The organism is Flavobacterium sp. CLA17, from assembly GCF_013112255.2.
GTDB classification, from domain to species: Bacteria; Bacteroidota; Bacteroidia; order Flavobacteriales; family Flavobacteriaceae; genus Flavobacterium; species Flavobacterium circumlabens.
Map to the genome: position 1 here is coordinate 4,552,671 of NZ_CP068294.1, position 13,799 is coordinate 4,566,469.

Below are 13,799 nucleotides of genomic sequence, written 5' to 3' on the forward strand. Positions count from 1 at the left end.
AAAGAAAAATGACAACTAATAAATCCACATCGTTATTTGAGAGCAAACAGGTAAAAGAAGCTTTAGTGCAGTCTTTTGTGAAGCTGAATCCAAAAATGATGATCAAAAATCCGGTAATGTTTACCGTAGAAATAGGAACTGCCATTATGTTTGCTGTTTGTGTTTCCATTTTAATGGGCGCAACCGATCAGGGTAGTTTTATCTATAATTTAATTGTGTTCTTAATTTTACTCGCAACGCTTTTGTTTGCCAATTTTGCTGAAGCCATTGCCGAAGCCAGAGGAAAAGCACAAGCAGATAGTTTAAGAAAAACACGTGAAGAAACTCCTGCCAGACAAATTCTGTCAAATGGAGAAATCAAAAACATCAGTTCATCTGAATTGAAAAAAGGAGATGTTTTCGTTTGTGAAGCAGGAGATTTGATTGCAACCGATGGTGAAATTATCGAAGGTTTAGCAACAATTGACGAAAGTGCCATTACCGGAGAAAGTGCTCCTGTAATTCGGGAAGCAGGTGGTGACAAGTCATCTGTAACCGGAGGAACCAAAGTATTGTCTGATAAAATTAAAGTAATTGTAACCTCAGAACCAGGCGAAAGCTTTCTGGATAAAATGATTGCTTTGGTGGAAGGGGCAAGCCGTCAGAAAACACCAAACGAAATTGCCTTAACTATTTTATTAGCCGCATTTACCTTAATCTTCGTGATTGTGTGCGTTACACTAAAACCGTTTGCCGACTATGCAAATGCACCCATCACGATTGCGGCTTTTATCGCCTTGTTCGTTTGTTTGATTCCAACGACAATTGGTGGTTTGTTATCTGCAATTGGTATTGCCGGTATGGACAGAGCGTTACGTGCCAACGTGATTACAAAATCCGGAAAAGCGGTAGAAACTGCCGGAGATATTGATGTATTGCTTTTGGATAAAACCGGAACCATCACAATAGGAAACCGAAAAGCAACGAATTTTTATCCTGCAAAAGGCGTATCTGAAGAAGATTTTATTAAATCTGCTGTGTTAAGTTCACTGGCAGATGACACTCCGGAAGGGAAAAGTATCGTGGAACTGGCAGGAGCCGAAACTGCCAATAAATTATCCATTGAAGGTGCTACTTTAATCAAATTTACCGCAGAAACCAGAACTTCCGGAGTTGTTTTAAAAGACGGAACCAATATTAGAAAAGGGGCTCAGGATGCTGCAAAAAACATCTCCCTTCAAGCCGGAAATACTTTCCCTGAAGATACCGCTCAAAAAGTAATCGATATTTCGTCTAAAGGAGGAACACCACTCGTTGTGATAAAAAACAATCAGGTACAAGGTGTTATCGAATTGCAGGATATCATTAAAACCGGAATGAAAGAACGTTTTGACCGTTTGAGAAAAATGGGTGTCAAAACGGTAATGGTAACCGGAGATAATCCGCTTACGGCGAAGTTTATCGCTGAAGCTGCCGGTGTAGATGATTTTATTGCCGAAGCGAAACCTGAGGATAAAATGAACTACATCAAAAACGAACAAAATCTGGGTAAACTCGTTGCCATGATGGGTGACGGAACCAACGATGCTCCTGCCCTTGCACAAGCCAATGTGGGTGTTGCCATGAACAGTGGAACTCAGGCGGCCAAAGAAGCCGGAAACATGGTCGATCTTGACAATGACCCAACCAAATTAATCGAGATTATTGAAATTGGAAAACAGCTCTTAATGACTCGGGGAACTTTAACTACTTTTTCTATTGCAAATGACGTTGCGAAATATTTTGCTATTGTTCCTGCTCTTTTTATTACTGCGATTCCTGCGCTTGAAGGTTTGAACATCATGCGTTTGCATAGTCCTGAAAGTGCGATTCTGTCAGCCGTTATTTTTAACGCGATTATCATTCCGATATTGATTCCACTGGCTTTGAGAGGTGTTGATTATAAACCAATCGGTGCAAGTGCAATCCTTAAAAGAAACTTACTGATTTATGGTTTAGGCGGATTGATCGTGCCTTTTATCGGAATTAAATTAATTGATTTGTTGGTTGCCTTATTTATGTAAATATTAAGGTTCTAAGTTGCTAAGAGACTAAGAAAAAAACTTAGAAACTTAAAACCTCAACATCTTAAATAAAACATATAGTTCTAAGTCTTTAAGTTACTAAGAGAAAAAAACTTAGAAGCTTAGCAGCTTAGTCCCTTAGAAACTTTAAAAAAAACTCAAATGAAAAATATATTTTCACTATTAAAATTGACGCTGCTTACCGTAATTCTGTTTGCAGTTATTTATCCCCTTGCCATTTACGGAATTGCACAATTTGCTCCGAATCACGGAAAAGGAGAAACTATTTCGGTTAACGGAAAAGTGGTTGGCTACCAAAAAATCGGTCAGAAATTCGATAAGTCGAATTATTTCTGGGGAAGACCTTCGGCTGTGGATTATAATGCTGCCGGAAGTGCCGGAAGTAACAAAGGACCTAGTAATGCCGATTACCTGGCTTTAGTTCAAAAAAGAATCGATACGTTTTTAGTTGTTCATCCTTATTTGAAAAAATCGGAGATTCCATCAGATATGGTGACTGCTTCCGGTAGTGGACTGGATCCGAATATTTCGCCGGAAGGTGCTTTGATTCAGGTGAAACGTGTTGCCAAAGAAAGAAAATTAGCAGAGGATAAAGTAAAAGCTTTGGTAGAATCTAAAATTAATACAGCTGTTGTTGGACCAGAAACCGTTAATGTTTTGGAATTGAATGTGGCTTTGGATCAGCTTTCTAAAAAAGGTTCTGAGATTCTAAGTCGCTAAGGTTCTAAGGTTTTGAAAACCTGTCGGGTTTGACAACTATTGTAGCCAGTTTGTGTCATTTCGACGTAAGGAGAAATCTCCGTTGCCAGATCGACACAGATTGATATTCTTTGCGGAGTTTCTTGCTAAGATTTCTCCTTCGTAGAAATGACAAACCAGAAGACAAAATAAATTACTGTAAGGTTTGAAAATCTTGCAGGGAAAAAAAAAGCCCTTTTTTACCCCAAAAGGCCTAGCCCCGATAGAAACGAAAATCCTTTTGTCCGCCGCGGCGGACAAAAGATTGTAGTGGATAGCGGGAAATAGCTCCTAAAAAATCTATTAAATAATAAACTAATGAGGATGAAATTCCTTTCGCCCCGCCGAACAGGTCGTCCCTCGAAATGATTAAAAAAATGAAAAAAATAATACTTACTGCTTTAATCGCTTTTGGTTTTAGCAATTTACACGCTCAGGAAGAAACAAAAAGTCCGTTTACATTTTCAGGATATGTAGACGTTTATTATAGTTATGATTTTGCAAAACCTGAAGATCATACACGTCCCGGCTTTTTTTACAATTATAATAAAAGCAATGAAGTAAACCTGAATCTGGGTTTGGCAAAAGTGAATTACAGCAAGGATAATGTTCGTGGAAATTTTGCACTAATGGCCGGAACGTATGCCGAATACAACATGACTGCCGAGCAGGGTTTATTGAAAAATGTATACGAGGCCAATGTGGGCGTAAAGATTTCGCAAAGTCATAATCTATGGATTGATGCGGGAATTATGCCGGCGCACATCGGTTTTGAAAGTGCGATTGGAAAAGACTGCCAGACTTTAACCCGAAGCATTTTGGCTGAAAACTCTCCGTATTACGAAACGGGAGTTAAAATTGGCTATACTTCTGAATCCGGAGCATGGTATCTGGCCGGAATGTATTTAAACGGCTGGCAGCGCACCCAGAAAGTAGAAGGCAACCATACGCCTGCTTTTGGAACACAGCTTACCTACAAACCATCTGACAGAGTGGTTTTGAACTGGAGTACTTATGTGGGAAATGAGCAGCCTGATATCGACAAAAAATGGCGTTATTTTAATAACTTTTACGGGCAATTTAAAGTAACGGATAAAACAAATATAACGGCTGGCTTTGATGTCGGTTCACAGCAAGCAGCTAAAAGCAGTAACAAGTACGACACCTGGTTTTCGCCCGTTTTGATTCTGCAATACAAACCAACGGATAAGATTCAGCTTGCGGCACGTGGCGAATATTACAGTGATGAAAAAGGTGTGATTATCGCAACTGAAACGCCAAACGGTTTTAAAACGTACGGATTTTCAGCTAACTTTGATTACTTAGTGACTGATAATGTAATGTTTAGAATAGAAGCCAGAAATCTTTCGAGTAAGGATGAAATATTTACAAAAGACAATCTTCCAACGGATACGAATACGTTTGTAACGACTTCGTTGGCGATTTCTTTCTAACTTTAAGCTATAGGCTTTAGGCAGTAGGCTTTTGAAAGTTCTATTGCTTAAAGCTTACGGCTTACAGCGTAAAGCAAAAAAAATGGAAAAAGAAAATAACGCACAGCACTTTCTCGATTTAATTCAGAAATCACGGAAGGGAAAGTTCAAAGTCTACATTGGAATGAGTGCCGGTGTGGGGAAAACGTATCGCATGCTGCAGGAAGCACATTCGTTGCTGAAGAACGGGATTGATGTAAAAATTGGTTACATCGAAACGCACCTTCGAAAGGAAACACATGAGTTATTGTTTGGTCTGCCGGTGATTCCGAGGCGAACTATTTTTTACAAAGGAAAAGAACTCGAAGAACTCGATGTGCAGGCGATTATCAACCTTAGGCCAGAAGTGGTCATTGTAGATGAATTGGCGCATACGAATGTGGAAGGAAGCAAAAATGAAAAACGCTGGCAGGACGTTTTAGAGATTCTCGAAGCTGGAATCAATGTAATTTCGGCCGTTAATATTCAGCATATTGAGAGTTTAAACGAAGATGTAAAACGCATAACAGGCATTGATGTTCAGGAAAGAATTCCGGATAATGTTTTGCGAATTGCCGATGAAGTCGTTAATATTGATTTGACTGCAGAGGATTTGATTGCCCGTCTGAAAGAAGGCAAAATTTATACGCCCGATAAAATTCAGACTGCTTTAACCAACTTTTTTAAATCGGAACAAATCCTGCAATTGCGTGAATTGGCTTTGAAGGAAGTTGCCAGTCAGGTAGTCCGGAAAGTAGAAAGTGAAGTACCGCAGCTACAGGCTCTGAAACATGAAAAACTATTGGCCTGTATTAGCAGTAACGACAAAACAGCTAAAATTGTAATTCGGAAAGCGGCGCGTCTGGCGAGTTATTACAACGGAAGCTGGTATGTGATGTATGTGGAAACTCCGAAAGAAAGCAGTATCAAAATCGCTTTAGACAAACAGCGTCATTTGATTAATAATTTTAAACTGGCCACACAATTAGGCGCAGAAGTCCTTAAAACAGAACATAAAAATATTGCTGACGCTATTCTGATGATGGTGGAAGAAAAACATATTACAACTGTCTGTATCGGAAAACCACATTTGAATTTATTTAAAGTAATTTTGTCAACAACGATTTTCAGACGTTTATTAAACAGACTGTCTTTATCGAATGTTGACCTTGTTATTTTGTCCTGAGAAATTAAACCATATAAGTTATATAAGTTCATTTAAATATTTTAATCGCAAAGTTCGCTTACGTTTTTTTGCTTTGGCTTAATTATGCGCGCCACTCTTATATTTCCTTATATTACTGATATGGTTCAAAAAAAATAAAATGTTTTAAAACAAACATCATGAGAATTAAAACCAAATTGAATCTGGGTGTTGGATTGTTATTTTTAATGATCATCATACTCTCTTTAGTAAGTGCTTATTCTGTTTTTTTGATAAAAGCAGACACCGAGAATATTCTGAAAGCCAATTATAATACGCTTGAATATTCCAGAAACATGCTTTTGTCGTTAGATGAAATTAGTACTGATGCGGATCATGCGATTATTACTTTTAAAGAAAATCTTCACAAACAAACGCAGAATATCACGGAGTACGGAGAGAAAAAAGTAACCGATAACCTGAAGGGAAACTTTGCTCTTTTAGAAAAAAACAATCTCGATGAAGCTGCCAAAACACAGATCAGGAGAGACATTTTTGAGATCATGAAACTCAATATGAATGCCATAAAACAAAAAAGCGATATTGCGAAACATACCGCCGAAAATGCCAATTTACTGATTGCAGTTGTGGGTACTTTATGCTTTTTGATTGCTTTTAATTTACTGATCAATCTACCGAATAATATCGCGAACCCGATTAAAGAACTTACACTGAGTATTAAGGAAATTGCCAATAAAAATTATTCAGAACGTGTGCATTTTACCAATCATAACGAATATGGTGATCTGGCCAAATCGTTTAATACCATGGCGCAAAAACTTCAGGAATACAACAACAGTAATTTATACAAACTTTTCTTTGAGAAAAAACGACTGGAGACACTTATCAATAATATGCACGATCCTATTATTGGTCTGGACAATCAGGGTATTGTTTTATTTGTGAATGATGAAGCTCTTAAAATCATTGGTATGAAAATCGAAGATGTTATTGGAAAATCGGCTTCTGACCTGGCTTTGTCGAATGATTTGATCCGGTCATTAATTTTCAAAGAAGAAAATGATAATTCAAAAAAACAGCCTTTGAAGATTTTTGCCAATGGAAAAGAAAGCTATTTTGATAAAGAAAAAATCAATATTACCATAACGCCAACAGGCGAGGAAAAAGAAATCAATATTGGCGATGTTATTATTCTTAGAAATATTACGTCTTTTAAAGAACTTGATTTTGCAAAAACCAATTTTATAGCGACAGTCTCCCATGAATTAAAAACCCCTATTGCCTCTATAAAACTAAGTTTACAATTACTTCAAAACACCAAAACAGGTGCCATGAATGAAGATCAGAATCAATTGGTTGAAAGCATTAAAGAAGACAGTCAGCGCTTATTGAAAATAACCGGCGAATTACTCAATCTCTCCCAATTAGAAACGGGAAATATTCAACTGAATATCGAAAAAAGCAATCCGTACAACATTGTAAATTATGCAACAGAAGCTGTAAAAGTACAGGCGGATCAAAAGCAAATAAAATTGATTATTGATGCCAATGAAAGTTTACCAGATGTAAAGGCGGACAGTGAAAAAACGGGCTGGGTTCTGATAAATTATTTATCAAATGCCATTACGTATTCCTCTGAAAAAAGTACTATTATCATTAAATTGAAAAACGAAAACAATCAAATCTTATTTCAGGTTATCGATACCGGAAAAGGAATTGATGCGCGATACAAAGACAAGGTTTTCGATAAATATTTTCAGATTCCGGGAAGCCAGAAATCAGGAACGGGGTTAGGGCTGGCGATCAGCAAAGAATTCATCGAAGCCCAAAACGGAACCATTGGCGTAGAAAGCAATTTAGGATTGGGAAGTACCTTTTGGTTTGCGCTAAACGTATGAAAATCAAGCAGGAGTTAACATTTGCTTAAGGTTGAATTAAGCCAGAAATAGTGGGTCAAATCCTTTGTTATTTTGCTGTATATAACGAGAACCTATTATGATTTACAAAACGATTTCCCTGGTATTTCTATTCAGCATTTTTTCTGCAACAGCACAAAAAACCGATTCTATTGCGGCAATCGACGGCACTGTGGCGCATCATATTAAATTCAATTATAAGCAGCTGATTATTCCGGGTGTATTAATTGGTTACGGTGTAATTGGTCTGGAAAGTGATCAGCTTTTAAATTTTAATTCGCAGATCAAAAAAGAAGTTACAGAAGATATTGACGAGAAAATCACCATTGATGATTTCTCCCAGTATGCGCCCGCAGCCTCTGTTTTTGCGTTGAATGCTTTTGGCGTAAAAGGGAAAAATACGATGCGCGACCGATCTGTAATTTTTGTGACTTCCTATGTCATTATGGCTTCTACTGTTTTGGGTCTAAAGTCGATCGTACACGAAGAAAGGCCTGACGGAAGTTCTAATAATTCTTTTCCGTCCGGACATACCGCCACTGCTTTTGCGGGAGCTGAATTTTTATGGCAGGAATACAAAGACAAATCGATTTGGTACGGAATTGCAGGTTATGCCGTAGCAACAGGAACGGGATTATTCCGGATTTACAACAACCGCCATTGGTTAACCGATGTTGCAGCCGGAGCCGGAATCGGAATTTTGAGCACCAAAATTGCGTATTGGATGAATCCGTATATTACCAAAAAACTATTTAAATCCTCTTCTGAAGGCCATTCAACTTCTATGATTGCTCCTTTCTATAATGGCCAGCAATACGGATTGAGTTTTGTAAAAGTTTTTTAAAGATTCAGTTCCATAATGGGCATAAACCTGTTTTTTATTGAAGTTTCAAATTCCCCAATTTTTTTAAATCCAATTTTACCGTAGAACTTTTCAGCGTTTGGCTCTGAATCGAGAATGATTTTTTGGCATTTTTCAATTCTCATTCTTTCCAGGAAATCATTCATTAGATAAGTTCCAAATCCTTTTCCGATATATTCCGGTAAAATAAATAAGTTATCCAGTTTCACCTGCTGATTTTCTTGTCGGATATAAGAATAATAACCAACAATTTCGTCTTTATCGATTAATTTGAAAACAGGATTATTTTCAATATACAGCATAGTAACCGTTAAATTATTACTCCAGTTCAGAATTTGCTCGTCAGAATATCCCCAATAGGCTTTTGACTTTTTTGTAATTTCCGTTAAACGGATGTTGTCTTCCGGTATGGCTTTTTCAATATTCATTGGATTTCACTATAATTTTTATTAGCTGCCACTCAGTGTATTATTCCTGATTTCCATAACTTCCCGTTTCACCTCCAGCAGCAGATCTTTCATACTCTGGGTTTCTGTTATTTCATGGCGTTTATCGCTGCGGCCGATATTGCACTCGTATTCCCAAATTTCCAGAATATCCGAAGCTTTCACTTCATAATTCGGATAAAAACGATTGTCGGATTCTAATACCAATGCATTTTTTTTGTTTTTGTTCAGACGTTTGTACACCATGCCTTCGTTTTTGGTAATCAGGATATACGTTTTTCCGTCGAGCACCTCTCCCAGCCTTTCTACGTAACGGCCAATGATGATACTTCCATCTTCGTGTGGCGGCATCGAATCTCCTTCTACCGGAAATCCACGGTGTTTTCCAGGTCCTAAAAACGGAAGGGAAACTTGCTGCAGACTCTCGATATATTCCGGATCGGCATATCCGTTTAGGTAACCCGCTTTTGCTTTTTGAGACACAATTTCGATATAATTCTCCCCAAAACTATCGACTTGTATGGGTAAAATAAGTCGGTTGCCTTCTAATTTTATAAGGTTTTCTATATTGATTTTACGGATGTCGACAGACAATAATAAGTCAATGCTCATATGAAAATATAAAGCAATCTGCTTTAAAATATCATAGGGTGCTTCGGAGGTTCCATCTTCGTATTTAACGTATCTTCCTCTGGTAATTCTAAGGTTTTCAGCTAATTTCTCCTGAGATATTTTATGCTTAACCCTCAATGCTCTGATGTTATCTGAAAATAGGGACATAATTTAATTTGTTATAATTTGGAACAACAAATATAATCATTTTTGTTACAACCTGCGCTAATTTTGTCACTTACAAAAACAAAAAAATGACACGGGCAATTGTACACATGGATTTGGACACCTTTTTTGTGTCCTGCGAAAGGCTCACCAACTCCCAATTGAGAGGTATTCCCCTCATTATCGGTGGTGGTGATCGCGGTGTGGTTGCCTCTTGTTCCTATGAAGCCCGCGTTTTTGGAGTTCGCTCTGCCATGCCTATCCATATGGCCATGAAATTATGTCCTGATGCTAAAATCATCAAAGGCGATATGGAATTATATTCGCAATTATCACATGATGTTACGCAGGTTCTACAGGAAAAAGCACCGGTACTGGAAAAAGCCAGCATCGATGAATTCTATCTGGATATTACCGGAATGGACAAATTTCACGGAAGTTATAAATGGACAAACGAGCTCGCACAATGGGTAATTAAAGAAACCGGACTTCCGATTAGTTTTTCTTTATCCATCAATAAAACGGTTTCTAAAATAGCCACCGGAGAAGGCAAACCAATAGGGAATCTCGAAATTCCGGAACAGGAGGTACAGGCATTTTTAAATCCGCTTTCCATTCAGAAAATACCGATGGTGGGAAATGTGACTTTTCAGCTTTTATCCCGAATCGGAATCCGTACGATCCAAACCCTATCAGAAATGCCTGCCGAAGTGCTGCAGCAGATGATTGGCAAAAACGGTCTGGATATCTGGAAAAAAGCCAACGGAATTGATCATACGCCTGTAGAACCTTATTCGGAAAGAAAATCTATTTCTACCGAACATACTTTTTCTCAGGATACCATCGATATCATCATGCTAAGATCGATATTGGTTGGTATGGTCGAAAAACTCGCTTTTCAGCTGCGATCAGAAGAATGGCTTACCTCAACCATTACCGTTAAAATACGTTACGCCAATTTTGACACCGAAACCAAACAATGCAAAATTGCTTATACCTCAGCCGATCATATTCTAAATAAAAATGTAAACGATTTATTTGATAAACTCTACCAGCGACGCATGCGTATTCGTCTGATCGGTATTCGCTTCAGCGGACTGGTTCGCGGCACGTATCAGATTGATCTTTTCGAAGATACACAGGAAATGCTGTCGCTTTATGCTGCAATGGATAAAATGAAAAACAGATACGGTTTCGATGCCGTCATGCGTTGCGCCGGAGCTTCTTTTAAACCGAATAACAAAAACGAAATTTTAAAACGTATTCCGTAAATCATGTATCTCAACTGTCATTCTTTTCATTCCCTGCGCTACGGCACGATTTCTCTTGATAAACTTATCGGGCAGGCTGTTGCGTACGGTGTAAAAGCAATGGCCCTGACGGATATTAATACGGTAACCGGAATCTATGATTTTATAAAAGCCTGTGATGTAGCAGGAATAAAACCATTGGTAGGAATCGAATTCCGCTCCGATCATCAATTTCGATATATTGGGCTTGCCAAAAATGCTGAAGGACTGGGCGAAATGAACCGTTTTTTAACGGAACATAATTTTAGTGGAGAGCCTTTGCCTGTAATCGCTCCCCAATTCGAATCGGTTTTTGTGATCTATACTTTAGAAAATGCTCCTGAAATGCTGCGCGAAAATGAATTTATCGGCATTCGTCCAGAAGAAATTTCCAAGCTTTTTACTTTAGAATTTAAAAGTAAAATTTCTAAAATGGTGATTCTTCAATCGGTCACTTTCACAAACAAAAGAGAATTTAATCTGCACAAAATCCTTCGGGCCATTGATACCAATATTATTTTATCAAAACTGACAGCGGCTGATTATTGTAAAACTTCTGAGAAAATGCTGTCCTTGGAAGCCCTTTTGCCGTATTATGAAAACTATCCTGAAATTATAGCCAATACCCGGTACATCATTGCTTCCTGTAATTTTCAATATGAATTTAAAACCCCTAAAAACAAGAAGTTTTTTACTGAAAATCGTCAGAGTGATATTGCCTTATTAACAGAATTGGCGCAAAACGGATTGTTGTGGCGTTATGGAAAAGAGAACGCTCAGGCAAAAGCACGTATCGAAAAAGAGCTGAAAGTTGTTGACGAATTAGAATTCAGCGGTTATTTTTTAATTACCTGGGATATTGTGCGATACAGCAACAGCAAGGGATTCATGCACATTGGCCGTGGCAGCGGTGCCAATAGTATTATCGCCTATTGTTTGGGAATCACCGATATCTGTCCGCTGGAACTGGATTTGTATTTTGAACGCTTTTTGAATTTAAACCGAAAAAGTCCGCCTGATTTTGATATCGACTGGAGCTGGAAAGAACGCAATACGATTTTAGAATACATCTTTACTAAATATGGCCGGGATTATGTGGCTTTTTGCGGAACGAATGTCGAATTTAAACACCGTTCTATTTTTAGGGAAGTCGGAAAAGTTTTTGGTCTTCCTAAAGAAGAGCTGGACATGCTGGCCAAAAATCCGATGGCATTACACGAAACCAATTCTATTGTAAAACTGGTTCAGGAATATGCAAAAATGATGATCGACGAGAAATACCCGAATCAGCGTAGTATGCATGCTTGTGGAATCATAATTTCTGAAGAGCCAATTACCAATTACACGCCTTTGGAAATGCCTCCAAAAGGTTTTCCTATTGTGCTTTTTGATATGCATATTGCCGAAGAAATTGGTTTTGAAAAATTCGATATTTTAAGTCAGCGTGGTATCGGGCATATTGACGACAGTGTGAAATTGATTGAGAAAAACAGGGGTATTAAACTTAATATTCGGGATACTTCGATTTCCAAAGATGAAGCGGTGTGCAATGTTCATTTGGCACAAGGCAGAACTATTGGCTGTTTTTATATCGAAAGTCCGGCCATGCGCGGATTGTTACGCCGGCTTAATTGTGATAATTATAAAATTCTGGTGGCGGCTTCTTCTATTATTCGTCCCGGCGTGGCGCAATCGGGAATGATGAAAGAATATATTTTTCGTCATAACAATCCGGATCAGTTTCAATATTTTCATGATGTCTTCAAGGAACATCTGGGCGAAACGTATGGTATTATGGTGTATCAGGAAGATGTGATTAAAATTGCCCAGCATTACGGAGGACTTGCAGCCGCCGATGGTGATATTCTGCGTCGTGCGATGTCGGGAAAAGGGCGTTCTAAAGAGGCGCTTCAAAAAGTTAAAGATAATTTCTTTGCTTCATGTGCTCAAAAAGGACATCCGTTAGGACTTAGTCAGGAAATTTACCGCCAGATCGAATCGTTTGCCGGATTTTCATTTTGCAAAGCACACTCGGCTTCATATGCTGTGGAGAGTTATCAGAGTTTATATCTGAAGATTAATTATCCTGTGGAATTTATGACAGCGGTAATCAATAATCAGGGTGGTTTTTACAGAACCGAAGTGTATGTGCACGAAGCCCGAATGTCCGGCGGTACGATTCTTAATCCGTGTGTAAACAAAAGTGAATATCAAACCACTGTATATGGTACCGGTATTTATCTCGGTTTTATGCACCTGCAGCGTTTAGAATCGAAAACCGCTCATTTAATCGAATCAGAACGGGAGAAAAATGGTGATTTTCTTTCTTTGGAAGATTTCATTAATCGTATTCCGATTGGGATTGAAAGCATGAAAATTTTGATTTTTATAGACGCTTTTCGTTTTACAGGAAAAACTAAAAATCAACTTTTAGTTATTGCGAGTTTACTTTTAAATAATTTCAAACCTGAAAACAGAAGTCTGATGCTATTACAGGAACCCGTTAAGGAATATAAACTCCCAACTTTGGAACGTTCTGTATTTGAAGATGCTTTTGATGAAATTGAACTTTTAAGTTTTCCTGTTTCCTGTACCGTTTTTGAGCTTTTGCAAACCAGGCATCGCGGCGACGTTATGGCAAAAGATTTAGTCGCCCATCATAAAAAACAAGTTCGTATGCTGGCCTATCTGATTTCGAGAAAACAAGTTCCAACCAAAAAAGGAAACATGTATTTCGGAACCTGGATCGATCATGAAGGTACTTATTTTGATACGGCACATTTTCCTGATTGCCTGGCGCAGTATCCTTTTCAGGGCGGAGGCTGTTATTTGCTTTTAGGAACTGTGGAAGTCGATTATCACTTTCCGACAATCACTATTACCAAGATGTCTAAAATGCCTTTTATTCCTGATCCTCGGTATATGGATGCTAAAGATCAGTATAAAACACAGCGGTTAATCAGGGAAGATGTTAGCCCTACGCATCGGGAACCTTATCCGCAGGGACACGAAATTAATCTGCCCAGACATCGAATGAAATTTTAGAACAGAGCTATATACTTAAAAAAATA

General features: G+C 38.2%; 10 protein-coding genes. 8 read left to right on the plus strand and 2 right to left on the minus strand.

The annotated features are described in order from the left end of the window. Window positions 1-8: 8 nt before the first annotated feature. The 6 genes from kdpB (at window position 9) to HAV12_RS18720 (ending at window position 8,198) form a co-directional block, all read left to right on the plus strand. The gene (gene kdpB / locus HAV12_RS18695; RefSeq protein WP_171570978.1) at window positions 9-2,042 is read left to right on the plus strand and encodes a potassium-transporting ATPase subunit KdpB; all 2,034 of its coding nucleotides are present in this window, start codon (window positions 9-11) and stop codon (window positions 2,040-2,042) included. Window positions 2,043-2,204: 162 nt separating this feature from the next. After that, window positions 2,205-2,783 carry a K(+)-transporting ATPase subunit C gene (locus HAV12_RS18700; RefSeq protein WP_171570979.1) on the plus strand — a complete coding sequence of 193 codons (579 nt, stop codon included), beginning with the start codon at window positions 2,205-2,207 and terminating at the stop codon, window positions 2,781-2,783. 395 nt (window positions 2,784-3,178) lie between these two features. Beyond that, window positions 3,179-4,255 carry a porin gene (locus HAV12_RS18705; protein ID WP_171570980.1) on the plus strand — a complete coding sequence of 359 codons (1,077 nt, stop codon included), beginning with the start codon at window positions 3,179-3,181 and terminating at the stop codon, window positions 4,253-4,255. A gap of 82 nt (window positions 4,256-4,337) precedes the next feature. Beyond that, window positions 4,338-5,459: a sensor protein KdpD gene (locus tag HAV12_RS18710; protein ID WP_171570981.1), complete on the plus strand. Its 1,122-nt coding sequence runs from the start codon at window positions 4,338-4,340 to the stop codon at window positions 5,457-5,459. Between the two features lie 158 nt (window positions 5,460-5,617). Continuing rightward, a complete protein-coding gene (locus tag HAV12_RS18715; RefSeq protein WP_171570982.1) occupies window positions 5,618-7,336 on the plus strand; it encodes an ATP-binding protein in 1,719 nt (572 codons plus the stop codon). Between the two features lie 97 nt (window positions 7,337-7,433). Then, window positions 7,434-8,198 carry a phosphatase PAP2 family protein gene (locus tag HAV12_RS18720; protein WP_171570983.1) on the plus strand — a complete coding sequence of 255 codons (765 nt, stop codon included), beginning with the start codon at window positions 7,434-7,436 and terminating at the stop codon, window positions 8,196-8,198. Here the strand turns inward: HAV12_RS18720 and HAV12_RS18725 are convergent. Both HAV12_RS18725 and HAV12_RS18730 read right to left on the minus strand, forming a co-directional pair. After that, on the minus strand, window positions 8,195-8,644 hold the full coding sequence (locus tag HAV12_RS18725) for a GNAT family N-acetyltransferase (RefSeq protein ID WP_171570984.1): 450 nt from the start codon (window positions 8,642-8,644) through the stop codon (window positions 8,195-8,197). The genes HAV12_RS18720 and HAV12_RS18725 overlap by 4 nt on opposite strands. Before the next feature lie 21 nt (window positions 8,645-8,665). Further along, complete coding sequence (locus HAV12_RS18730; protein ID WP_132038210.1) at window positions 8,666-9,442, minus strand: LexA family transcriptional regulator; 777 nt, start codon at window positions 9,440-9,442, stop codon at window positions 8,666-8,668. Window positions 9,443-9,528: 86 nt separating this feature from the next. On the opposite strand from HAV12_RS18730, the gene dinB reads away from it, so the two are divergent. Continuing rightward, window positions 9,529-10,710 (plus strand): DNA polymerase IV, encoded by a 1,182-nt coding sequence (dinB, locus tag HAV12_RS18735; RefSeq protein WP_171570985.1) that lies wholly within the window; start codon window positions 9,529-9,531, stop codon window positions 10,708-10,710. A 3-nt stretch (window positions 10,711-10,713) separates the two neighbouring features. Continuing rightward, entirely contained in the window at window positions 10,714-13,773 is a 3,060-nt protein-coding gene (locus HAV12_RS18740; protein ID WP_171570986.1) for a DNA polymerase III subunit alpha, read from the plus strand. Window positions 13,774-13,799 lie beyond the last annotated feature (26 nt).

What these genes read in the sequence shown, in the direction of transcription:
- kdpB (WP_171570978.1), top strand. Translation starts at nt 9, where the DNA reads ATGACAACTAATAAATCCACATCGTTATTTGAGAGCAAACAGGTAAAA.
- HAV12_RS18705 (WP_171570980.1), top strand. Translation starts at nt 3,179, where the DNA reads ATGAAAAAAATAATACTTACTGCTTTAATCGCTTTTGGTTTTAGCAAT.
- HAV12_RS18740 (WP_171570986.1), top strand. Translation starts at nt 10,714, where the DNA reads ATGTATCTCAACTGTCATTCTTTTCATTCCCTGCGCTACGGCACGATT.
- HAV12_RS18700 (WP_171570979.1), top strand. Translation starts at nt 2,205, where the DNA reads ATGAAAAATATATTTTCACTATTAAAATTGACGCTGCTTACCGTAATT.
- HAV12_RS18710 (WP_171570981.1), top strand. Translation starts at nt 4,338, where the DNA reads ATGGAAAAAGAAAATAACGCACAGCACTTTCTCGATTTAATTCAGAAA.
- HAV12_RS18730 (WP_132038210.1), bottom strand. Translation starts at nt 9,442, where the DNA reads ATGTCCCTATTTTCAGATAACATCAGAGCATTGAGGGTTAAGCATAAA.
- HAV12_RS18715 (WP_171570982.1), top strand. Translation starts at nt 5,618, where the DNA reads ATGAGAATTAAAACCAAATTGAATCTGGGTGTTGGATTGTTATTTTTA.
- HAV12_RS18720 (WP_171570983.1), top strand. Translation starts at nt 7,434, where the DNA reads ATGATTTACAAAACGATTTCCCTGGTATTTCTATTCAGCATTTTTTCT.
- dinB (WP_171570985.1), top strand. Translation starts at nt 9,529, where the DNA reads ATGACACGGGCAATTGTACACATGGATTTGGACACCTTTTTTGTGTCC.
- HAV12_RS18725 (WP_171570984.1), bottom strand. Translation starts at nt 8,644, where the DNA reads ATGAATATTGAAAAAGCCATACCGGAAGACAACATCCGTTTAACGGAA.